Genomic DNA, 23,113 nt, shown 5'->3' on the forward strand with positions numbered 1-23,113 from the left:
AGCCGGTTTATTTTAAAGGTCTGTATGTTCCATTAGATGATATTTTCCTCGATTAATGCTTCTGCAATCTGCACTGAATTCAAAGCTGCCCCTTTGACCAGGTTGTCTGAAACGACCCATAAGTGAAAGCCATTCGGGTTATCTAGATCCTGGCGGATACGCCCGACAAACACTTCGTCCAGTCCGGCAGCCATCAGCGGCATCGGGTACACCTGGTTTGACGGATCATCCATCAGCTCAACACCTGGTGCATCCACCATCACTTGTTTGACCTGCTCAACAGTCGCTGTGTCTTTCAGTTCCACATAGACCGATTCTGAATGCCCTGTGACCACTGGAAGCCGTACGCATGTGGCTGCTACTGCCAAAGAATCATCGTGCATGATTTTCTTGGTTTCATTGATCATCTTCATTTCCTCGAATGTATAGCCATTGTCAGTGAATTGATCGATTTGCGGAATGGCGTTAAACGCGATCGGATAATGGTGCTCGGCCGACTTGACTGGCAGCATTTTTGCTTCAGCTGTCTTAGCATTGTCAAAATCAGCCGACTGGGCTTTCAATTCATTGATGGCATCAATACCGGCTCCTGAAACGGCCTGGTAGGTGGAGACGATGATTTTCGCCATGCCGAACTGCTCTTTCAACGGCTGCAATGCACAGACCATCTGAATAGTGGAACAATTCGGATTGGCGATAATCCCTTTGTGTAGGCTAAGATCGCTTTTGTTCACTTCCGGTACGACCAATGGCACTTCCTTGTCCATCCGGAACGCACTGGTGTTATCGATGACGATCGCCCCTCGCTTGACCGCTTCCGGCGCAAACTTCTCCGACACACTGCCGCCGGCGCTGAACAGCGCAATATCGATGCCCTCGAATGATTCTGGCTTTGCTTCCTGGACAGTAAATGTCTGGCCATTAAAGTCTATTTCTTTTCCAGCCGAACGGCTTGAAGACAAAAAGACGATGTCTTTTACCGGGAATTTCCGTTTCTCCAATTGCTCTTTCATTTGCTGGCCAACTGCTCCTGTTGCTCCCATAATCGCTACGTTATATGTTTTCACAATATTCGCTCCTTCAATGATGATTTGAATTATTGTAACATAATTTAGCCTGTTAAAGAGACAAAATAACAAAAAACTCCCTTAAACTAAGAGAGCTTCTTTCGGACGTATAATGGAAACGGCTGGTGACTCTACCAGAATTTCTAATAATGCCAATACTTTTTCAAGTGACACAAGATCAATTTGCTTGAGGACCTGGTCATAAGTCTGGTGCTTGCCCAGCAGCAGTTCATGTCTGCCGTTACGGCTCATGCGTGCACTGGTGCTTTCAAGCCCGAGCATCAAACTGCCCTTCAGCTGCTCTTTCGAATCAGTGATTTCCTGCTGCGTGATGCTGCCATTTTTCAATTCCTTCAACAAACTCAAGATCACTTGCTGCATCTCGGCCATCTGCTCATCCGAAGTCCCACCGTAGATTGCGAGGGTGCCGTGATCTGAATAAGCCGAATGATAGGAGAAGATCGAATAGGCTAATCCGCGTTGCTCTCTGATTTCCTGGAACAGCCGTGAAGACATGGAGCCGCCGATGATATTGTTCAGAACCGTGATATTGTAGATATCCGGATCATTTAAAGACAGACCTGGAAATCCGAGGCATAAATGGCCTTGTTCTGTCTCTTTGTTCTTTAATGAATAGCCGGGTGTGAAAACAGGCAGTTCATATTTTTTAAGATTCTTCGTTTTCTCGAAAGCACCAAATAAAGTTCCGATTTTTTCCAGCAATGCAGGTGTGATATTGCCCGCTACCGAAACGACGGTGTTGGCTGGAGTGTAATGCTGGTCCATGTAATCGCGGATTTTCTCCGGGGTGAAAGTCGCCAGCGTTTCAGCGGTTCCAAGTATCGGAGCCCCAATCGAGTTCTGCGGATACATGACGCGCCATAGCTGCTCATGCACATCGTCATCGGGCATATCTTCCGTCATGCTGATTTCCTCAAGGATGACCTGGCGCTCTTTATCGAACTCTACTGGATCCATTTCCGAATTGAATAGCATATCAGCCAACACGGCTACGGCGTGTTCTGCGTGATGATCCAAAACCTTTGCATAATAGCAAGTGTATTCTTTTGAAGTATAGGCATTGATATCGCCGCCGATGCGGTCGAATTCCCGGGCAATTTCCTTGGCTGTCCGCAGTTCCGTTCCTTTAAACAGCATATGTTCGATAAAATGCGTGATGCCGTTTTCTTCCGGCAGTTCGTCCCGGGATCCGTTATTGACAAAGACGCCCACTGCGACCGAATGAAAATGGGGAATATGTTCGGAAACGATGCGCAATCCGTTTTTGCAAGTCTGTGTAGTCACCATGTGCATGTTCCTCCTCATAGTAAAAAATTGCCGACAAAGTCGGCAATTTTTATGGTTGATTATTCTTGGTTTTGTTTTTCAGCTGCTTCTTTTTGTTCTTGCAAAACAATCTTACGTGATAAGTTTACACGTCCTTGGCGGTCAATTTCAATTACTTTGACTTGGACGATCTGGTCCATCTTCAAAACATCTTCCACTTCTTTCGTCCGTTCTTCCTGGATTTCAGAAATATGAAGAAGTCCGTCTTTGCCAGTGAATAATTCAACGAACGCGCCAAACTTCTCGATGCGTTTCACTTTACCTTCATAATATTCGCCGACTTTCGCTTCGCGCACGATGTTTTCAATCATCGCTTTCGCTTTCGCGTTCATTTCTTCGTCAACAGATGAAATAAAGATGGTGCCGTTTTGTTCTGTATCAATCTTAACGCCTGTTTCATCAATGATTTTATTGATCACTTTACCACCAGGCCCGATAACATCGCGGATCTTGTCAGGATTGATCTTGACCATGATGATTTTTGGTGCGAATTTGGAAAGAGTTGTTCTCGGCTCAGCAATTGTCGCCAGCATCGATTCAAGGATGTGGATACGGCCGATTTGAGCCTGCGCCAATGCCTCTTCCAAGATTTCACGGGAAAGCCCGTCGATCTTAATGTCCATTTGAAGAGCCGTAATGCCTTTGGCAGTACCCGCCACTTTAAAGTCCATATCGCCAAGATAATCTTCCATGCCCTGGATATCAGACAGCACAGTATAGTTATCGCCTTTTTTAACCAGACCCATTGCAATACCTGCAACTGGAGCTGACAATGGAACACCGGCATCCATCATAGCAAGCGTTGAAGCACATATGCTTGCCTGTGAAGTCGAACCGTTGGATTCCAATACTTCTGCAACGAGGCGGATTGTATAAGGGAAATCTTTTTCATTCGGAATGACCGCTTCCAGCGCACGTTCACCAAGTGCCCCGTGGCCGATTTCACGGCGTCCAGGTCCACGAAGGAATCCAGTCTCACCTACTGAGAACAACGGGAAGTTGTAATGGTGCATAAAACGTTTAGTATCTTCGATGCCAAGGCCATCGATGATTTGAACATCACCTAATGCGCCTAGTGTACAGATACTCATCGCCTGCGTTTGACCACGAGTGAACAAGCCAGAACCGTGTGTACGGTTCAAGATGCCGACCTCGGAAGACAAGGGACGGATCTCAGAAGGTCCACGGCCATCCGGACGGATTTTTTCATCAGTGATCAGCCGGCGTACTTCATCTTTGATCATTTTATCAAGGATTTGGCCAGCCTGTTTTTTCACTGCATCATCCGATTCCTCGTATGATGCCATTGCGCGGGCTTTGACTTCGTCAATAGCTTCATTGCGCGCTTGTTTTTCATTGATTTGGACAGCTGCGTTCAAATCAGCTTCTACTGCTTCTTTAAGGGAAGTGGTCAATTCCGCATCTAATTCATAGAGCTTGATATCGGTTTTTTCTTTTCCGACTTCTGCAGCAATCTGTTCTTGGAAAGCGATCAATTTCTTGATTTCTTCGTGGCCAAACATAATGGCTTCCAAAATGACTTCTTCAGAAACTTCCTTCGCTCCTGCTTCCACCATATTGACGGCATCTTTTGTTCCGGCAACCGTCAAGTTGATCGAGCTATTGTCAAGCTGGTCGTTTGTCGGGTTGATGATGTATTGTCCGTCGATCAAGCCGACGATTACTCCAGCAATCGGTCCACCGAATGGAATATCTGAAACCATCAAAGCCAATGAAGAACCGAACATGGCAGCCATTTCTGACGGGCAGTCCTGATCTACTGACATGACCATTGAAATGACTTGAACTTCGTTACGGAAACCATCCGGGAATAATGGACGGATCGGACGGTCGATCAAACGGCTTGTCAACGTCGCTTTTTCAGAAGGACGCCCTTCACGTTTGATGAATCCGCCTGGAATTTTGCCGACAGCGTAGAGACGCTCTTCGTAGTTAACAGTCAGTGGGAAGAAATCCAATGGTTTTGGAGTTTTTGAAGCAGTTGCAGTTGAAAGCACTGCTGTATCACCATAACGGATCAATGCTGCTCCGTTTGCTTGTTTTGCCAATTGGCCGACCTCAACCTGTAATTCGCGGCCTGCCCAATCAAGTGTGTAGACTTTTTTTGTTTGCTCCATAATATCGAGCTCCTCTCTCTTACCTTGTTTCTCTATACTATATGTATCCATTAGTAGTGTATCAAAAAAGCATTTGGTGTGCGATGCGACAGATTAAAGTTTTATCCATAAAGAAAAAGCGGGACGAATCCCGCTTTTTTCTGTTTGCTATTATCGGCGTAGGCCAAGTCTTGCGATTAACTCGCGGTAGCGAGCTACTTCGTTTTCACGTAAGTATTTTAGCAAGTTACGACGGCGTCCAACCATTTTGAATAGACCACGACGTGAGTGATGATCTTTTTTGTGAGTACGTAAGTGCTCATTCAAGTTGTTGATGTCTTCTGTAAGAATGGCGATTTGAATTTCTGCAGACCCAGTATCAGTGTCATGCACTTTGTATTCATTGATCAATTCATTTTTACGCTCTTGTGTGATTGCCATACTGTTTCCACCTCCTAATTTCTGATATCCCCAATTACCGAGCAAACGTTGGTGATTCGATTTGCCAAGCAACGGTTAGTACATTCAGTACTCATAAATAATAGCATAAGGCTTTTTCAAAATCAACTGCACCGGTTAATTAATCCCTGCAAAAAACCTTTCAGCTGTCTCTTTGTCCCTCTGAATCTGCGCTTTCAGCTCGTCGATGCCCGAAAACTTCTGCTCATCCCGGATCCGTTCATGCCATTCGACTTCCACCATTTCCCCGTAGATCGACTTATCGAAATCAAGGACATGAACTTCGATAACCTGTTTTTTGACATCTGGATTATTAAAGGTCGGCTTATAGCCTATGTTGCAGACACCGTTATAAAATTGCCCCTGCACCTGGATTCTTACCGCGTAAACACCGCGGCTTGGCACGACGGCACCAAGCTCCGGTTCCACGTTGGCTGTCGGAAAACCGATGGTGCGGCCCCGCTTGTCCCCATTGACGACGGTGCCAATTACACGAAAAGGCCTTCCCAAAAGGTGGCATACCTGTTCGACTCCACCTTGCTTCAATAATTCCCGGATGCGGGTCGAACTGATTTTTTCATCGCCGGCCTCCTGCTTATCAACGACTGTGACGCCGTAATGGCCTTCGCCGACGTGCTTCATCAATGCCATATCGCCTTTCCCTTTGCTGCCAAAAGAAAAATCAAATCCGGCTGTGACATGCACCACATTGAGGCCTTTGATGAAAAACTGGATAAATTCTTCCGGCGTTAGTTTCGCGAACTCTGAAGTAAAGCGGACGATAAAGCAATAATCGACGCCCATTTCCTCCAAGATCTCCATCTTCTGCTGCATCGGCGTGATATAGAAGACTTCTTCCTTACGGCCTCCAAGCACCAGTGAAGGGTGCGGATCAAAGGTCATGACCGCGGACTTGATGCCTTTTTGTGCAGCTTGTTCGATTGCTCCGCCTATGACTTGCTGATGTCCTTTATGTACCCCGTCAAAAAAACCGAGAGCCAGCGACAAAGGGCCGGTTTCACTCTCAGGTTTTATGTGGATTGGATAACTCAAATGAATAATTTCCATATTACACCTCGTTCGCTGTCGGAAAACCGAACATTTTTTCAGGTTTCATCTTATCCGCTTTTTCTGGATGGTTTTTATAGAGCGCAACAGGTTGTCCCTGATACGTCAGTACCACAAATCCCATTTGATCGAGTATGGCATGGCGCGCCAATACTTGGCCATTTTTCACAGCAAAAATCTGTTTCGATTCAATTTCCATGAATGGAAAAGCACTTAAGCCATAGCTGAGCGGTTTCAAAATGTCGCCGATATCTCCATTTTGAGTAAGTTCGGCCACTTCGGCAAGTGTAACGCAATCGTTTTTGCTGAATTTACCGGATTCTGTGCGGGTCAGCCTCGACATATGCGCAGGATACCCTAATGCTTCGCCGATTTGTACTGCCAATGTCCGGATATACGTTCCTTTTCCGCAACGGATGCGGATGTTGAATTTGACCTGCTGCCCGGTCCATTGTTGATTGTCGTCCAGCAATTCAATAGAGTCGATCCGTACTGTACGCTCCGGTCGCTCGACAGGAATTCCCTGGCGCGCATATTCATATAGTTTTTTACCATTCACTTTTACGGCCGAATACATGGGCGGAATCTGTTTGATATTTCCTGTCAACCCAAGCAGCACCTCTGCGACTCGCTGCCGTGTAATGAGCTTTTCTGAAGTATCGGTATCCACTGTCTCGCCCGTGGCATCTTCTGTTTCAGTCGAATAGCCAATCGTCACTTCAGCTTCATAAGTTTTACCCTGGTCAGTGATATACTCTGCTACTTTCGTGGTATTGCCGATACAGATCGGCAATACGCCATCCACTTCGGGGTCCAGCGTTCCAGTATGTCCAACTTTTTTTGTTTGTAGGATTTTTCTCAATTTAAAGACACAATCATGGGAAGTCATCCCTTTTTCTTTCCACAGTGGAAGAATTCCGTTCAGCGCCATATAGCTTAGCTCCTTTGCTTGATGCAAAAAAAAGCCCACTATCTAGAATAGACAGCAGGCTTTGATTTTAATCTTCTTTTGGTTCTTGAATATCACGCAATAGCGTATCAATTCGATTGCCGTATGCAACCGATGAATCGATTTCAAAAGACAATTCTGGAGTTTTACGGAGACGGATCCGCTGCCCGATTTCGGAACGGATAAATCCTTTAGACTTCGTCAACCCAAGCAATGTCTGTTCTTTTGCATAATCTTCGCCTAAAACGCTGATATATACAGTTGCCTGCTGGAGATCTCCTGTAACTTCAACATCTGTTACAGTGACAAATCCGATACGTGGATCTTTCAGTTTTCGGCTGATGATATCGCTGAGCTCTTTTTTCATCTGCTCAGCTACACGATTCGCTCGCATTGTCATTGCTAATCCACCTCGTTCTTACAAATATTCTTTTTCAATCTCCAAACATTCCCACGCAGGATTGCTTTCCAGATAGTAGAGAACCTGCGCCATTTCCTTATCTGCTATCTCTTTTGAAGATGACACAATAACAAAGGCAATGCGGGTTCGCTGCCAGACATTCTGGTGATCAATCTCTGCTGCGGAAACATTGAATTTCTGCCTGCTGCGGGTCAGCATGCTTTTCACCACTGCCCGCTTATCTTTTAACGAATGTGCCGTTGGAATGAAAAATTCACATTCCATGTAAAGGATCATTTGCGTTCGATTTCTTCCATAACGTACGCTTCGATGATATCCAGTTCTTTGACATCATTGAAGTTTTTGATGGTAATCCCGCATTCGTATCCTTTTGCCACTTCTTTTACATCGTCTTTAAAGCGTTTTAATGTATCAATTTCGCCTTCAAACACGACGATGCCTTCACGGATGACACGGACGCCGCTGTTTCTTGTGATTTTGCCTTCAGTTACATAGCTGCCGGCAATTGTTCCGACTTTAGAAACTTTAAACGTGCTGCGAATTTCAGCTTGGCCGATGATTTTTTCTTCAAATTCCGGATCAAGAAGGCCCTTCATAGCGAATTCAATTTCTTCAATCACTTTGTAGATAATGCGGTGTAAACGGATATCTACGCCTTCTGCATCAGCAGCGCGTTTCGCGTTTGCATCAGGACGAACGTTGAACCCGATAACGATAGCATTTGATGCAGCTGCCAATGAAATATCAGATTCTGTGATGGCTCCAGCGCCTGTATGGATGATTTTCACATTAACGCCTTCCACATCAATCTTGAGAAGGGACGAAGCCATTGCTTCAACTGCTCCTTGAACGTCAGCTTTGACGATCAAGTTCAATTCCTTCATCTCGCCTTGCTTCAATTGGTCGAATAAGTTATCAAGGGTTACACGTGTTTTTTCAGAACGTTGAACTTGAAGCGCTGAAGTTGCACGCGTTTCTCCCACTTGGCGAGCCGTTTTCTCATCTTCAAAGACGACAAAGCGGTCTCCTGCTTGTGGCACATCATTTAATCCGGTAATTTCAACCGGTGTTGATGGGCCTGCTTCTTTAACGCGGCGGCCGATATCAGATACCATGGCGCGAACGCGGCCGAATGTATTTCCGACAACAATCGGATCTCCGACTTTCAATGTACCATCTTGTACAAGAAGAGTAGCTACTGAACCGCGGCCTTTATCAAGCTCAGCTTCAATAACTGTACCAATTGCACGGCGTGTAGGGTTAGCTTTTAATTCGCCGACCTCTGATACCAATAGGATCATTTCAAGCAACGAATCAATGCCATCTCCTTTTAAAGCGGAGATCGGCACGAAAATCGTATCGCCGCCCCAAGCTTCAGGAACCAATCCATGATCAGTCAATTCTTGCATAACGCGATCAGGGTTTGCACTTGGCTTATCCATTTTGTTTACCGCAATGATGATCGGAACTTCTGCCGCTTTGGCGTGATTGATTGCTTCAACCGTTTGTGGCATAACGCCGTCATCAGCTGCAACAACAATAATCGCAAGGTCTGTCACTTTTGCTCCGCGTGCACGCATTGTCGTAAAGGCTGCGTGTCCAGGAGTATCAAGGAAAGTGATTTTTTTGCCGTTATCGACAACTTGGTAAGCACCGATATGCTGCGTGATTCCGCCTGCTTCTCCTGCCGTCACTTTCGTATGGCGGATAGAGTCAAGCAAAGTCGTTTTACCATGGTCAACGTGTCCCATGATAGTAACTACCGGCGGACGCTCTTGGTTAAGGCTTTCGTCTTCCGGTTCAAAGTAAACTTCAAGGTCAGTTTTATCTACCAAGATCTCTTCTTCTACTTCAACCTCGTACTCAGCACAGATCAATTCAATCGCATCTTTATCCAGTTCTTGGTTAATGGTCGCCATTACACCAAGCATAAATAACTTTTTGATGATTTCAGACGGCTCGCGTCCTAATTTTTTCGCCAGTTCAGCAACAGTTAATGACTCGCTGAAAGTGATTTTAGCTGGCAAATCTTTTTCTTTTTTAGGCATTGGCGGCAACGGATTTACCGGCTGCTGCTGCTTTCCTTTACGGTTGCGGTTTTGGAAGCCACTACGGTTTCCGCCGCCTGGACGTCCCGAAGAACGTTGGCCTGGACCTGCCGTAGGCTTAGCTGCTTTTGGTGTGAAGTTCGAACCTGATTTTGCTGGTGCAGTTGGTCGTTGGCCATTCCCTTGTGAACGGGACTGTCCTTGACTCGGAGCTGCCGCTGGACGTGATTGGCTTTGTCCGGATGGACGCGACTGACCAGATTGTGATGGGCGTGACTGCCCTCCCTGGCCTGCTGGCCGTGACTGGCCGCCTTGTGATGGGCGTGATTGTCCCTGGCTTGATGGGCGTGACTGGCTGCCTTGTGATGGACGTGACTGGCCGCTTTGTGCTGGACGTGATTGCGTTTGTGGACGCTGTCCAGCTGAAGCATTTTTGTAGATGCTGTCTAATTTCGTTACAGCATTGTCTTCTAATGTAGCCATATGGTTTTGTACGGTAATGTTCAGTTTAGACAACTCATTAATAATCTCTTTACTTGGCTTGTCTACCTTTTTAGCATATTCATGTACTCGAATTTTGGTCATCTGCTCGCCCCCGATTAATTTCTTCGAATAAGCTGGTTATTTTTTTTGCAAACCCTTTATCGGTGATTGCAATCACTACCCGCTCTTCTTTGCCTATCGCATGTCCCAACTCGAAACGGGATCCAAAAACATGCAGATCCACACCATACGATTTGCATTTGTCTTGCAATTTCTTGCTGGTATTGTCTGAAGCGTCTTCAGAGATAATCACTAATTTTGCTTTGCCTTTTCGAACTTCGTTCACGGTCATTTCTTCACCGGAAATCGTCATTCTTGCACGTGTTGCCAATCCCAGTAATTGAAGAATTTTTTGTTTTGTCATTATTTCAACTGCTCTCTAAGAACGACGCGAATTAACTCATCATAGATTTCGTCTGGAATCTTGACTTCCAATTGCTTGTCCAGCACTTTCTTTTTACGGGCAGCCGCGATGGCATCTTCCGATTTCGAAAGGTATGCGCCGCGTCCTGATTTCTTGCCTGTCAAATCGACGGAAACTTCGCCTTCTTTTGAGCGGACAACGCGGATCATTTCTTTTTTAGGATGCATCTCGCCTGTAGCTACACACTTCCGTAATGGAATTTTCTTTTGCAGAGCCAACGGACATCACCTTTTCTACATTATTCTTTTTCCTCGTAAAAATCAAAGTCGTCCAGTTCTTCACCGGATTCCACTAATTCGATATCAGCGTTCGGGTTCGGGTAAATTCCAAGTTCCCGCGCATCTGTCTCACTCTTAATGTCGATCTTCCAACCGGTTAATTTTGCTGCCAAACGCGCATTTTGTCCACGTTTGCCGATTGCAAGAGATAATTGATAGTCGGGAACGACAACCGTAGTAGATTTTGCATCTTCATTTACCTGGACATCCAATACTTTGGATGGGCTAAGCGCATTTGCTACGAAAACAACCGGCTCTTCAGACCATTCTACAATATCAATTTTTTCTCCACTCAACTCATTAACGATTGTCTGTACGCGTCCACCTTTAGAACCAACACATGATCCAACTGGATCGATGTCGTCGCGATGGGCAAAAACAGAGATTTTTGAACGGTCTCCCGCTTCACGTGCAATAGACTTAATTTCAACAATGCCATCATAGATTTCAGGTACTTCGTTTTCGAATAAACGGCGAAGCAGCCCTGGATGAGTACGTGAAACAAATACTTGCGGCCCGCGCGTTGTGCGCTCCACTTTCGTGATATACACTTTGATGCGGTCATGCGGCTTGTAGTTTTCATTTGGCATTTGCTCTGTCTGTGGCAGCACAGCTTCAACTTTACCAAGGCCTACATAAAGATTGCGTGCGTCCATTCGTTCAACGATACCATTGACGATATCGTCTGCACGATCAACAAACTCTTCAAAAATCAAGCCGCGCTCAGCTTCACGGACACGTTGGGTAACCACTTGTTTTGCTGTCTGTGCTGCAATGCGCCCGAAATTGCGTGGCGTCACTTCTTCTTCCACGACATCTCCAAGCTCGTAAGCCGGGTTGATCACTTTAGCGTCTTCCAAAGAAATGTGAAGGCGTTCATCTTCAACTTCTTCTACGACATCTTTGCGGGAATAAACCAGCATCGTACCTGTGTTCAAGTTCAAATCTACACGGACATTCTGTGCTTGGTTGAAATTTCGTTTGTATGCCGTAACCAATGCCGCTTCAATCGCTTCAATCAGTACTTCACGCGAAATCCCTTTTTGTTTCTCTAATACTTCAAAAGCATCCAATAACTCACTGCTCATATTATTCACTCCCAGGTTCTTCAATCAGGTTTCACAGAAAAATCAATGGCCAATCGGATAACTGCAATCTTCTCTTTTGCAATGTTGATTATTTTTCTGCGTGTTTTGATTTTAATTTCAATTTCCACTTGTTGATCATCATAGGACTTTAAGTAGCCCTCGAACTCTTTTGCATCTTCAACCGGCTCATAGGTCTTGATGTAAATAAATTTACCCATAGCTTTTTCAAAATCTTCTTCTTTCTTTAATGGGCGTTCTGCACCTGGTGAAGAAACTTCCAGGAAGTAGTTTTGTTCAATTGGATCTAGCTGATCCAGGATTTCACTTAACTTTTCACTTACCAGCGCACATTGATCAATATCAATGGGTGCTTTCGGATTGTCCACATATACTCGTAAAAACCAGTCGCGGCCTTCTTTTAAGAATTCCACATCTACGAGTTCCAGTTCTAATTCACTGGTGATGGGCTGTACTATCTTCTCGATTTGTTCTGTAATTTTGCTCATACATGCCTCCCGCCAATTTTAAGCCATAACAAACAGAAAAGAGCGGGAGAACCCACTCTTCTGCGACAGAGCTATCAGTAAATGTTACTACAATAATACCACAAACAGCGCCGTGGTGCAACTGGCTAGAACAAGGACAGCTGGTTGGCTTCAGGCATCCCCTCGAGGCAACCAAGATCGTCCATGTATTCGATGATTGTTTTTGAAACACGGCCTCGCTGCTGCAGGTCTTCCTTGGACAGGAATTCCCCATGCTCACGCGCAGCAACGATCGATTTCGCCGCGTTGGTCCCTAATCCCGGAATAGCATTGAACGGCGGGATCAGGCTGTTGCCGTCAATGATAAACTGATCGGCAGATGATTTATACAGATCTACCTTCTGGAAGGTAAAGCCGCGCTCCACCATTTCCAGCGTCAGTTCCAGGACCGTCAATAAGTTTTTCTCTTTTGTCGATGCTTCCAATCCTTTGGCATTGATTTCATCAATTTTGGCACGGATGGCATGCGATCCTTTGGCCATGGCATTAACATCGAAATCCTCGGCACGGACTGTGAAATAAGCTGCATAATAAAGAACTGGAAAATGCACTTTAAAGTAAGCGATCCGCACAGCCATCAGCACGTAGGCAGCGGCGTGCGCTTTCGGGAACATGTACTTGATTTTTTTGCAGGATTCAATGTACCAGTTCGGTACGCCTTCTTTTTTCATCGCTTCTTCAAACTCAGGCGTCAAGCCTTTCCCTTTACGGACAGATTCCATAATTTTGAACGCCAACGAAGATTCAAGACCCTGGTAAATCAGGTAGACCATGATGTCATCTCGGCAGCCGATGACATCGGACAACTGGCAAGTTCCGTTTTGGATCAATTCCTGCGCATTGCTCAGCCATACGTCCGTTCCGTGGGAAAGCCCGGATATCTGGACCAGCTCGGAGAACGTATTCGGTTTTGTTTCTTCAAGCATCTGGCGCACAAAGCGCGTACCAAATTCCGGTATGCCAAGCGTTCCGGTCTTGCAGCCGATCTGCTCTTTGGTGACTCCGAGCGATTCTGGACCGGCGAAAATTTTCATCACTTCCGGATCATCGGTTGGGATGGTCTTCGGATCGATGCCGGACAGATCCTGGAGCATGCGGATCACTGTCGGATCATCGTGCCCGAGTATGTCCAGCTTCAGTAAATTATCGTGGATCGAATGGAAATCAAAATGGGTCGTTTTCCATTCTGAGTCCTGGGCATCTGCCGGAAACTGAATCGGCGTGAAGTCATAGATGTCCATGTAATCCGGGACCACAATGATTCCTCCCGGATGCTGTCCAGTGCTGCGCTTAACACCCGAACACCCCTGCACAAGCCGATCGATTTCTGCGCCCCGGAGCGTCATATCCCGGTCGTTGGCATAGCCCCGAACATAGCCATAGGCTGTTTTTTCTGCAACTGTCCCGATGGTTCCTGCACGGAAAACATTATCTTCCCCGAACAATTCCTTCGTATAATTGTGGGCTTTTGACTGATATTCACCACTGAAGTTCAAATCGATATCCGGAACTTTATCTCCTTTAAATCCTAAGAAGGTTTCGAAAGGAATATCCTGGCCTTCTTTTTGATATGGAACATCGCAATCCGGACAATTTTTGTCGTTCAAATCAAATCCGGAGCTGACTGAACCGTCATCGAAGAACTCAGATTTTTTGCATTTTCTGCAAATATAATGCGGTGGCAACGGGTTTACTTCGGTTATTTCCGTCAATGTCGCGACCAGCGAAGAACCGACTGATCCACGTGAACCAACCAGATAGCCATCATCCAGTGATTTTTTCACGAGTTTGTGTGAGATCAAGTAGATAACCGCAAATCCGTGCCCGATGATGGACTTTAGTTCTTTTTCAATGCGGGCTTCCACGATTTCAGGTAAAGTCGGACCATAAATTTGATGAGCCATTCCGTAGCTTAACTCCCGGACTTCTTCGTCAGCGCCTTCAATCTTTGGCGTGTACAATTCATCTTTAATCGGCTTAACAACATCGATCATCTCGGAGATTTTCACAGAGTTCCCAATGACAAGCTCATGTGCCGTTTCGCTGCCAAGAAAATCAAAAGCGTCCAGCATTTCATTGGTTGTTCTAAAATGCACCTTTGGCAACTTGTGGCGGTTAAGCGGGTTTGCTCCGCCTTGAGATCCAACCAGCACCTGACGGAAAATAGCATCTGTTTCATCCAAGTAATGGACATTTCCGGTGGCAACCAGCGGAATTTCCAATTTACGGCTGATTTTAACCAGTTTGCGGATAATGTCTTCCAGATTCCACTCATCCCTAATCATTTCCCGTTCAATCAAATGGGAATAGACTTCTTTTGGATGCACTTCCAGGTAATCATAGAATTGCGCCGTTTTTTCAACTTCCTCCATCGACTTTTGCATGACCGCTTCAAAAACTTCGCCTTTGTCGCAGCCAGAGCCGACCAGCAGCCCTTTCCGATGCCTTTGCAGCAGTGAACGCGGAATGCGTGGAACCCGGTAGAAATAATCAATATGTGACGCAGAAACAAGCTTAAAAAGATTTTTCAGCCCTTCATCATTTTGCGCCAATAGCGTGCAATGCGTCGGCCGCGAACGCTTGTAAGCATCGCCGCTCCCAACATAATCGTTGAGTTGGTCATGGTACAGGATGCCTTTTTGGTCTGCTTCCTTTAATAGATAGGTCAATAAATACGAAGTCGCTTCAGTATCATAGATGGCCCGGTGATGCTGGGTCAAATCAATGCCGAATTTTTTGGCTAATGTGTTCAACCGGTGATTTTTCAATTCTGGATGAAGCATACGCGCCAGTTCGAGTGTATCAATGGTTGCGTGCTTCTTATCGATGCCAAACTTCTTATAGCAAACATACAGGAAGCCCATATCGAATGACGCGTTGTGGGCAACCATGATATGGTCGCCTGCCCATTCGTGGTATTTGCGGATCACTTCTTCCACTTCCGGAGCATTTTTCACCATGTCGTCGGTAATGCCGGTCAAATCAACCGTCGTGGATGATAGTTCATGATGCGGATTGGCGAAGCTCTCGAACTTATCAATGATCTGGCCGCCTTTGATCTTCACTGCAGCGAGTTCGATGATGGTATCGTAGACGGCGGACAAGCCCGTTGTCTCCAAATCGAAAACGACAAAAGTTTCTTCTTCGAGTAAAGCATGGCGCTCTTCGTAGGCAATCGGTACGCCATCATCCACTAAGTTTGCTTCCAGCCCAAAAATCGCTTTAATGCCATGCTTTTTGCTAGCAGCATAGGCATCCGGGAAGGATTGTACACCGGCGTGGTCTGTAATTGCGATGGCCGGATGCCCCCATTTCGCCGCTCGGCTGACCAGCGCTTCAACGGGCGAAACTGCATCCATTTGGCTCATCGGTGTATGCAGATGCAGCTCGACGCGTTTTTCTTCAGCTGTATCCCGTCGGAGTTCGGGCTTGATTTCCACCATATCCTGCGCCATCATCACCAAATCGCGTACAAAAGTATCAGTTTGGATCGAGCCGCGCGCTTTCAGCCACATGCCTTTTTTGGCATTTGCCATCAACTCGGCATCTTCCTTGTCACGCGAGAACATCTTCACGAGAATTGAATCTGTGTAGTCGGTGATTTTAACTGTCAGCAGCGAGCGCCCACTCCGAAGCTCTCTCACTTCTGTATCAAAGACATAGCCTTCGATCGTCACGCGGCGTTCTTCGTCGACAATGGATTTGATCTCGGAAATCGTTTCATCCGGTTTGATGGCACTCCCCATCTGGAATGGCCCTGATGGCGTGCCATTCTCTTTACGGTCAGTTTCCCGTTTCTTCATATCCGATAGCGCTTTTTGCGCCATCTGCTCTTCTTCCCTCAGACGTTCTGCCATGAACGCTTCATGAGCGGCTTCCTGGTTTTCGTCTGACAGTTGGAAATCGACGGCGACATGAGGAAAACCAAATTGCAGGTAGACTGCAGCCAGCTTATCGCTGTATTTTGATTTTAATGCCATCATTTCGTGCTGGTGATTGCATTGCAATAGCAGTTTGTTGCCGTTCCATACAGGCGCCTGTGACAACAGCCGCTCGCGCAGTGGCGGCGCCATGTCTGCCAGTTCTTCAACGGCGTATTTCCAGTAGGCCATGACCTGCTCTTCCTGGGCTGAATCCTGTGCAGACTCAATATTCAATTGAATAGAAGCAATTGGGGAAAACGTGCTATATAGCCGTTCCTTTAATAATAAGTATAGTTCGATCGGCAGGATGCCTTTCAGTTTCACAAGAAATTTCCAGGACCGCTCTTTTTTATGGACGGTCATCCGTGTCAGTTCAGCCTCTTCGAAAAAGGGCATATGAACATCGTCCGTTAAATCGAGATGCTGAAGCAGCATTTTAAACCGCATCTTAGGATCTTGCTGGTTTGTCATAATTATCCCCTTCGTGGTGGTGATTTAAGAAAAAAATCTGAAGAAATCGCTCCAGGCGGATGCTTTCAGGCCCGCGGGATAACGATGTGTCGAAATCCATTCGGGCATAAGCCCTAATTGGTTCGGCGCAGGCCCGCAGGAAAGCGGAGCTGGTTTACGGAATACCCACAACAGAATAGTACCTACTATAAATAATTAGTTCAACTTAATACAGCAAGAACTAAAAACTATATTTCCAGAAGCAAGCAGAAAAAGAAAGGAAAGTACATAATGTACTTTCCTTTCATCATATCAGATTTTGCTGTTATTTTTTAAAAAACTGCTGCAATTGATCGAGCAATTCTTCACGCGTCCATTCGAACGTTTCACCTGTCCGCCGTATTTTGACTTCCAGTATTCCTTCAGCCGCTTTTTTGCCGATGGTGATGCGGATTGGCAAACCGATCAAATCTGCATCTGTGAACTTCACGCCCGCACGTTCCTTGCGATCATCGAGCAGCACTTCGTAGCGATTGGATTTCAATAGTTCATGGAGTTCTTCACCAAGCTCACGTTGTGCATCATCTTTGACGTTTACCGGCACAAGATGGACCTCATAAGGTGCCACAACATCCGGCCAAGTAAAGCCGTTGTCGTCTTGGAACTGCTCAGCGACCGCTGCCATGACACGTGATACGCCGATTCCGTAGCACCCCATAATGTAAGGCATCGCTCTGCCCTGGTCGTTCAGGAATGTGCCTTTCAGCGGAATGCTGTAGGTCGTGCCCAATTTAAAGATGTGGCCGACTTCAATTCCTTTAGCAAATTGAATTGTCCCTTGCCCATCAGGAGAAGCATCTCCTTCCTGGACAAAGCGCAGGTCATGATAAGCAGGGACCGTAAAGTCTTTTCCAGGAGTGACGTTCTTATAATGATAGCCGCTTTCGTTGGCGCCGGTTATTCCGTTGACCATGTTTTCAACAGCATGGTCTGCAAACAGACGAATTTCTTCCGGCAGGTTGATCGGGCCCAAAGAGCCGATATCGCAAGATAATAATTGCTGAACTTCTTCCGGCGTCGCCATTTCGATGACTTTGGCGCCCGTTGCATGTTTGACTTTGACGTCATTGATATCATGATCGCCTCTGGCCAAAACGATGACCAATTCACCATCCGCTTTAAAGACCAAAGTTTTGATGCATTTTTCAGCAGTGGTTTCGAGGAAATCCGCCACATCAGAAATGGTATTTTTGCCAGGTGTCGACACTTTTTCCATCGCTTCAGGTGTTTCGCCTGAGACAGGATAAGCTACATTGACTGCGGCCATTTCGATATTGGCTGCATAGGAGGAGCTGTCGGAATAAGCAATTGTATCTTCTCCAATTTCCGACAATACCATGAATTCATGGTTGTCTTTTCCGCCGATGGCACCCGAATCCGCTATGACTGCCCGAAAATTCAAGCCTAGGCGCGTAAAGATGTTGGTATAAGCCTGCATCATTACGTCATAGGTTTCATCCAGGCTTTCAGGAGTGGCATGGAACGAATAAGCGTCTTTCATGAGGAATTCACGGCCGCGCAATAAACCAAAGCGCGGGCGTTTTTCGTCTCTGAACTTCGATTGAATCTGGAACAGGTTCAGAGGAAGCTTTTTGTAAGACTTAATTTCATCGCGCAGCAGGCTGGTGATCACTTCTTCATGCGTTGCACCTAAAGCAAATTCACGGTCATTGCGGTCTTTCAAACGCATCAATTCGTCGCCGTATGAATACCAGCGTCCGGATTCCTGCCATAATTCGGCCTGCTGCAATGCAGGCATAAAGATTTCAACGCTATTCGCAGCTTCCATTTCTTCACGGATGACGGTCTCAACTTTTTGCAGAACGCGCTTGCCGAGTGGCAGGAAAGAGTAGATGCCGCTGGTGTTTTGGCGGATAAAGCCTGCGCGTAATAGGAGCTGATGCGATTTCACTTCTGCATCGGCTGGAGTTTCACGTAAGGTAGGGATAAAAGTTGCTGTTTGTTTCATTCCGGAATACACCTCGACTGACTATAGGATTTTTATTGACGAATTAAAAGTTCAGGACAGGCAAAATTAGCTGCCTGTCCGGTAATGCTCGATCGCTTATAATTAGAAAAAATATTTCTGGATGTCGTTCCAGGTGACGACAATCATCAGCAGCATGAGAAGCATGATTCCGACAAAATGGACCATACCTTCTTTTTGCCGATCGACTGGTTTGCCGCGCACAGCTTCAAGAATGAAGAACATGAGACGTCCTCCGTCCAAAGCCGGAAGTGGCAAGAGGTTCATGATTCCCAGATTGATGCTGAGCATACCCGCCCAGCTCATCAAGGTAAAGAATCCGTATTTTGCTACCTCTTCAGTCGTCTTGTAGATTCCGACCGGCCCCGATAAGGCATCGATCGTGAATTGGCCTGTTACCAGCATTCCAAGCAGACGGAAGATTTCCTTGAACCAAAAGATGGTTTGTTCAGCGCCATAGACAAAGGAGCCCAGAAAATCTTTTTCCACAGGGCTTTGGTAAAGCACGCCGATTACGCCGACCTCTTCAGCCGATTGCTCTGAAATTTCAGGTGTAATGGTAAAGTTCAACGGCTCACCGTCTCGTTCGACATTGAATTCAAGAGGGTTGCCGGCATTGCTCTGAACCGATTCAACCAGTTCGTCCCATGTGCCGATCGGATTCCCTTCAATTTCAGTCACCAGATCGCCATCTTGCATACCGGCTTCTGCTGCGGGACTTTCTTCCGTCACTTCAGTGATGACAGGTTCAAAGGTCGGGATGCCCTGCATCATGCCAAGCGCTGTAAAAATCAAAAATGCCAGGATAAAGTTGAATAATGGTCCTGCGAAAATCGTCATAAAACGTTTCCCGACTGATTTCGAATCAAACTGGCGGTCATATGGAGCCAGAATGGTTTCTCTGCCATTTTCCTCAACAACCGCATCACGCGCCACTTCAATGCGCACCAGCTCTTCGTCTTCATCGTAGCCTTTGATCCACAGTTCTTTTTCCAGATCTGCTTCCTCTACTTCAAGAAACAGTATTTCTGGATAAACATGCTTTTGGTTCATGATGATCTTTTTAGCCTGTCCTTCTTTATTCAAAAGAACTCCGATACGATGGCCCGCCTGAAGGTGGATAGTATCCATATCTTCGCCTGCCATGCGCACATAGCCACCAATCGGCAATAAACGCAACGTGTAGAGCGTTTCACCTTTGGTAATGCCCAGAATTTTTGGACCCATTCCAATTGCAAATTCACGGACTAAGATGCCTGCGCGCTTTGCGAAAAGAAAATGGCCAAATTCATGGAAAAATACTAAAGCACCGAAAATTATTATAAACGATATAACTGTTTCCATTTTGAACCCACCCTTTTAAAGAGAAACTCGCTCAGCGGGTTTTCCAGCGCCCACTGAGTATTAGTTGATCCACTGACCGTTAAAGCGGGAAAAACTTATTCGGTTTTGATCTTTAGTTATTTTAGCATGTTTTTTACAGATTTTCTTGTTTCAGAATCGACATGCAGAATCGTTTCCAGATCAGGATTCGCCAGGACTTCGTGCTGATCCATGGCGCGCTCGATCATTTCCTCGATCTGCAGGAATTTAATTTCTTCGTTGAGGAACAAAGAAACAGCCTGTTCGTTGGCCGCATTGAGTACTGTCGTCATTGTCCCGCCCTCGATGCCTGCATCAAACGCCAGCTGCAAAGCACGGAATCGTTTGTAGTCCATTTCCTGGAAATTCAACTTGCCGATTTCGGCCAAATTCAAACGCTTCGCTTGAGGACGTGGTAGACGATCTGGATAGGAGAGAGCGTATTGTATCGGTACGCGCATATCCGGCGTGCCAAGCTGCGCCATCACACTCGTATCATGAAACTCAACCATAGAGTGGATGATGCTTTCGCGGTGAAGAACCACGTCGATATCTGCATACGCAAAATCAAACAGAATATGCGCTTCGATCACTTCAAGTCCTTTGTTGACCATAGTGGCAGAATCAATGGTGATTTTTGACCCCATAGACCAGTTCGGATGGTTTAACGCATCCTTGACAGTCACATTTTTCAGCTGCTCACGCGTTAAATCGCGGAAGCTGCCGCCAGAAGCCGTTAAGATCAATCGGCTGGCCTGGTCTTTCTTTTCACCGTTCAGAGCCTGGAACAATGCTGAATGTTCGCTGTCGACCGGCATAATGACCGCTCCGTAATGTTTGGCGCTGTCCATGACCAAATGGCCAGCGGTCACCAGGGTTTCCTTATTGGCAATCGCGATGGTACGGCCAAGCTTGATTGCTTCCAGCGTCGGCTCAAGACCCACACTGCCAAGAACAGCATTTACCAGAATATCTGCATCATAGACCGCAATTTCTATCAGTCCTTCAGCTCCAGCTGCAAATGACACAGCCGGATATTCAGCGGCCAATTCCTTAGCATCCTGGGACTGCTGGACGCAGACAATTTCAGGTTTAAATTCGGCAATCAATTGACGGGTAATGTCCATATTTTTTCCGGCAGAAAAGCCGATCAATGAAAATTCATGCGGATGTTCGCGGATAATATCAGCTGTTTGCACTCCGATAGAACCGGTAGCACCCAGCAGGATGATTTTTTTTACCATTCAGCAATTTCCTCTCTTAGATGAAATGTAAAAAGTGGAGCAACGGCATAACGAATAAAATACTGTCAAAGCGATCGAGTATACCACCATGTCCTGGCAGGATCGACCCTGAATCTTTCACGTTGAAATGGCGTTTCAAAGCCGATTCCACCAGGTCACCCATCTGGCCAAAGACCGAGGCGATGATCGTTACGAGGATGACTAGGATAATCGAGTGATTTAATGGAATGAAATAATTGAAGACCAGTGCAATTCCAATTGCCCAAATGATCCCACCCACAAACCCTTCAATCGTCTTGTTCGGTGAAATTTCCGGCCATAGTTTCCGTTTCCCGATCTTGCGGCCTGTGAAATAAGCACCTGAATCAGTGAACCAGACCACCAGCAATGCAAAAATTAAAAAACTTAGGCTGGCTTCCCGGGTTTCGATAAAATAAAAGAAACCGATGCCAACATATAGAGTTCCTAAAATAGCAAAAGCAGCATCATCAAAAGTAAAGCTGTTTTTCACGATTACAGTATGTATCAAAAGAAGGATAACAGCTAAAAATGCAAATTCGACTTTCTCATAACCCGTCCATTCATAAACCAGAACGGCCCATTGATCTGGCAGCATAAATGCATAAAGCGCCAATAGTGAAATAAGGCCGGGAACACTTCGTAAGCTCCGGCCCTTCATTTTTAAAAGTTCCTGCAATGCTATGGTCCCAAGCAAATAAACCAACAGAATAAATGGTACGCCGCCATAAATAACAAACGGGATGAAAAGAGCTGCCGCAATGGCGCCCGTTATGATCCGTTGTTTCATTTCACTTCGTCTCCTTTCAACCCTCCATACCGGCGATTGCGTTTCTGATAAATCTCAATCGCTTCCAATAAGGAATCTTCGTTAAAATCGGGCCACAAGGTTTCCGTGAACCAAAACTCGGTATAAGCCAATTGCCAAAGCATAAAATTGCTCAAACGGACTTCGCCGCTTGTACGGATCAACAAGTCCGGTTCAGGCAGGTCTTTTGTCATCAACCCTCCGGAAATAAGGTTCTCATTGATATCACAGATATTCAAAGTTCCATCAGCCACCTGCGCAGCAATACCTTTCACGGCATCCACAATTTCGGCACGGCTACCGTAATTCAAGGCGAAATTCAGGACAAGTCCCGTATTGTCTTTTGTTGCCTCTTTTGCTTTTTTTATGGCTCTAAGCGTATGCAAAGGCAAATTTTGGTGGTACCCCATCATTTCCACTCGAACATTTTCTTCAATCAATTCCGGCAGAAAAGTTGTTAAAAACTCTTCCGGCAAGCGCATCAAAAAATCCACTTCGATTTTTGGCCGCTTCCAATTTTCGGTGGAAAATGCATACAGGGTCAATACACTGACCCCAAGCTCATTGGCAAGCTTGGTCACTTTTCGGACAGTTTTCATTCCTTCGTGGTGTCCAGCAACTCTTGGAAGTGAACGTTTTTTTGCCCAGCGCCCATTGCCATCCATAATGATCGCAATATGGGCCGGGACGGCTTCGTTCGAAATCAAAACTGAGCGATCTCCATTTTCAGAGACCAAATCAGTATTTCGTTTTAATAGTTTATTGAACATAGTTAATCCTCCACCTATTACAAATCGGCATGTCTATTGCTTATCATATCAAAAAAAACAGCATTGTGCGCTTTCTTTCAGGAGACAGCGTTAATTTTTGGCATAAAAAAGCGTCCTGCTTAACAGGACGCCCAACT

The 23,113-nt window shown here is 46.0% G+C and carries 19 protein-coding genes; all 19 read right to left on the reverse strand.

The genetic code is table 11. The annotated features are described in order from the left end of the window. Positions 1-32: 32 nt before the first annotated feature. The gene (locus J7I83_RS06165; protein WP_215100109.1) at positions 33-1,070 is read right to left on the reverse strand and encodes an aspartate-semialdehyde dehydrogenase; all 1,038 of its coding nucleotides are present in this window, start codon (positions 1,068-1,070) and stop codon (positions 33-35) included. Between the two features lie 78 nt (positions 1,071-1,148). Further along, positions 1,149-2,375, reverse strand: a complete 1,227-nt coding sequence (locus J7I83_RS06170; protein ID WP_215099821.1) for a M16 family metallopeptidase — start codon at positions 2,373-2,375, stop codon at positions 1,149-1,151. Between the two features lie 59 nt (positions 2,376-2,434). Then, on the reverse strand, positions 2,435-4,552 hold the full coding sequence (gene pnp, locus J7I83_RS06175) for a polyribonucleotide nucleotidyltransferase (protein ID WP_215099822.1): 2,118 nt from the start codon (positions 4,550-4,552) through the stop codon (positions 2,435-2,437). 150 nt (positions 4,553-4,702) lie between these two features. Next, positions 4,703-4,972: a 30S ribosomal protein S15 gene (rpsO, locus tag J7I83_RS06180; protein ID WP_142826542.1), complete on the reverse strand. Its 270-nt coding sequence runs from the start codon at positions 4,970-4,972 to the stop codon at positions 4,703-4,705. Positions 4,973-5,107: 135 nt separating this feature from the next. Beyond that, positions 5,108-6,058, reverse strand: a complete 951-nt coding sequence (gene ribF, locus J7I83_RS06185) for a riboflavin biosynthesis protein RibF (protein WP_215099823.1) — start codon at positions 6,056-6,058, stop codon at positions 5,108-5,110. Position 6,059: 1 nt separating this feature from the next. Next, the gene (gene truB / locus J7I83_RS06190) at positions 6,060-6,989 is read right to left on the reverse strand and encodes a tRNA pseudouridine(55) synthase TruB (RefSeq protein WP_285228675.1); all 930 of its coding nucleotides are present in this window, start codon (positions 6,987-6,989) and stop codon (positions 6,060-6,062) included. A gap of 67 nt (positions 6,990-7,056) precedes the next feature. After that, on the reverse strand, positions 7,057-7,407 hold the full coding sequence (gene rbfA / locus J7I83_RS06195; RefSeq protein ID WP_215099824.1) for a 30S ribosome-binding factor RbfA: 351 nt from the start codon (positions 7,405-7,407) through the stop codon (positions 7,057-7,059). An 18-nt stretch (positions 7,408-7,425) separates the two neighbouring features. Beyond that, positions 7,426-7,704, reverse strand: coding sequence for a DUF503 domain-containing protein (locus J7I83_RS06200; protein WP_215099825.1), 279 nt, complete (start codon positions 7,702-7,704; stop codon positions 7,426-7,428). Beyond that, the gene (gene infB, locus J7I83_RS06205; protein WP_215099826.1) at positions 7,701-10,061 is read right to left on the reverse strand and encodes a translation initiation factor IF-2; all 2,361 of its coding nucleotides are present in this window, start codon (positions 10,059-10,061) and stop codon (positions 7,701-7,703) included. Before infB ends, J7I83_RS06200 begins: the two co-directional genes overlap by 4 nt. Continuing rightward, positions 10,039-10,383: a YlxQ family RNA-binding protein gene (locus J7I83_RS06210; protein WP_215099827.1), complete on the reverse strand. Its 345-nt coding sequence runs from the start codon at positions 10,381-10,383 to the stop codon at positions 10,039-10,041. The genes infB and J7I83_RS06210 overlap by 23 nt, the downstream gene beginning before the upstream one ends. Next, on the reverse strand, positions 10,383-10,661 hold the full coding sequence (gene rnpM / locus J7I83_RS06215) for an RNase P modulator RnpM (protein WP_215099828.1): 279 nt from the start codon (positions 10,659-10,661) through the stop codon (positions 10,383-10,385). Before rnpM ends, J7I83_RS06210 begins: the two co-directional genes overlap by 1 nt. Positions 10,662-10,681: 20 nt before the next feature. Next, positions 10,682-11,809 (reverse strand): transcription termination factor NusA, encoded by a 1,128-nt coding sequence (nusA, locus tag J7I83_RS06220; RefSeq protein ID WP_215099829.1) that lies wholly within the window; start codon positions 11,807-11,809, stop codon positions 10,682-10,684. Positions 11,810-11,829: 20 nt separating this feature from the next. Continuing rightward, the gene (gene rimP / locus J7I83_RS06225; RefSeq protein ID WP_215099830.1) at positions 11,830-12,315 is read right to left on the reverse strand and encodes a ribosome maturation factor RimP; all 486 of its coding nucleotides are present in this window, start codon (positions 12,313-12,315) and stop codon (positions 11,830-11,832) included. Between the two features lie 125 nt (positions 12,316-12,440). Next, positions 12,441-16,748 carry a PolC-type DNA polymerase III gene (locus J7I83_RS06230; protein ID WP_215099831.1) on the reverse strand — a complete coding sequence of 1,436 codons (4,308 nt, stop codon included), beginning with the start codon at positions 16,746-16,748 and terminating at the stop codon, positions 12,441-12,443. 304 nt (positions 16,749-17,052) lie between these two features. Then, positions 17,053-18,756, reverse strand: coding sequence for a proline--tRNA ligase (locus tag J7I83_RS06235; RefSeq protein WP_215099832.1), 1,704 nt, complete (start codon positions 18,754-18,756; stop codon positions 17,053-17,055). Between the two features lie 102 nt (positions 18,757-18,858). Further along, positions 18,859-20,118: an RIP metalloprotease RseP gene (gene rseP, locus J7I83_RS06240; protein WP_215099833.1), complete on the reverse strand. Its 1,260-nt coding sequence runs from the start codon at positions 20,116-20,118 to the stop codon at positions 18,859-18,861. Positions 20,119-20,234: 116 nt separating this feature from the next. Further along, entirely contained in the window at positions 20,235-21,380 is a 1,146-nt protein-coding gene (gene dxr, locus J7I83_RS06245; protein WP_215099834.1) for a 1-deoxy-D-xylulose-5-phosphate reductoisomerase, read from the reverse strand. Between the two features lie 16 nt (positions 21,381-21,396). Next, positions 21,397-22,188: a phosphatidate cytidylyltransferase gene (locus J7I83_RS06250; protein WP_215099835.1), complete on the reverse strand. Its 792-nt coding sequence runs from the start codon at positions 22,186-22,188 to the stop codon at positions 21,397-21,399. Then, positions 22,185-22,976 (reverse strand): undecaprenyl pyrophosphate synthase, encoded by a 792-nt coding sequence (locus tag J7I83_RS06255; RefSeq protein ID WP_215099836.1) that lies wholly within the window; start codon positions 22,974-22,976, stop codon positions 22,185-22,187. The genes J7I83_RS06250 and J7I83_RS06255 overlap by 4 nt, the downstream gene beginning before the upstream one ends. Positions 22,977-23,113 lie beyond the last annotated feature (137 nt).

Source organism: Planococcus sp. ISL-110 (assembly GCF_018613575.1).
In the GTDB taxonomy this organism is placed as follows: Bacteria; Bacillota; Bacilli; order Bacillales_A; family Planococcaceae; genus Planococcus.

Coding starts and splice junctions, on each gene's coding strand:
- J7I83_RS06210 (WP_215099827.1), bottom strand. CDS start 10,383: ATGACAAAACAAAAAATTCTTCAATTACTGGGATTGGCAACACGTGCA.
- infB (WP_215099826.1), bottom strand. CDS start 10,061: ATGACCAAAATTCGAGTACATGAATATGCTAAAAAGGTAGACAAGCCA.
- dxr (WP_215099834.1), bottom strand. CDS start 21,380: ATGGTAAAAAAAATCATCCTGCTGGGTGCTACCGGTTCTATCGGAGTG.
- J7I83_RS06255 (WP_215099836.1), bottom strand. CDS start 22,976: ATGTTCAATAAACTATTAAAACGAAATACTGATTTGGTCTCTGAAAAT.
- rpsO (WP_142826542.1), bottom strand. CDS start 4,972: ATGGCAATCACACAAGAGCGTAAAAATGAATTGATCAATGAATACAAA.
- J7I83_RS06170 (WP_215099821.1), bottom strand. CDS start 2,375: ATGGTGACTACACAGACTTGCAAAAACGGATTGCGCATCGTTTCCGAA.
- J7I83_RS06230 (WP_215099831.1), bottom strand. CDS start 16,748: ATGACAAACCAGCAAGATCCTAAGATGCGGTTTAAAATGCTGCTTCAG.
- ribF (WP_215099823.1), bottom strand. CDS start 6,058: ATGGAAATTATTCATTTGAGTTATCCAATCCACATAAAACCTGAGAGT.
- rseP (WP_215099833.1), bottom strand. CDS start 20,118: ATGGAAACAGTTATATCGTTTATAATAATTTTCGGTGCTTTAGTATTT.
- rimP (WP_215099830.1), bottom strand. CDS start 12,315: ATGAGCAAAATTACAGAACAAATCGAGAAGATAGTACAGCCCATCACC.
- J7I83_RS06235 (WP_215099832.1), bottom strand. CDS start 18,756: ATGAAACAAACAGCAACTTTTATCCCTACCTTACGTGAAACTCCAGCC.
- rbfA (WP_215099824.1), bottom strand. CDS start 7,407: ATGACAATGCGAGCGAATCGTGTAGCTGAGCAGATGAAAAAAGAGCTC.
- nusA (WP_215099829.1), bottom strand. CDS start 11,809: ATGAGCAGTGAGTTATTGGATGCTTTTGAAGTATTAGAGAAACAAAAA.
- J7I83_RS06200 (WP_215099825.1), bottom strand. CDS start 7,704: ATGATCCTTTACATGGAATGTGAATTTTTCATTCCAACGGCACATTCG.
- J7I83_RS06250 (WP_215099835.1), bottom strand. CDS start 22,188: ATGAAACAACGGATCATAACGGGCGCCATTGCGGCAGCTCTTTTCATC.
- pnp (WP_215099822.1), bottom strand. CDS start 4,552: ATGGAGCAAACAAAAAAAGTCTACACACTTGATTGGGCAGGCCGCGAA.
- truB (WP_285228675.1), bottom strand. CDS start 6,989: ATGGCGCTGAACGGAATTCTTCCACTGTGGAAAGAAAAAGGGATGACT.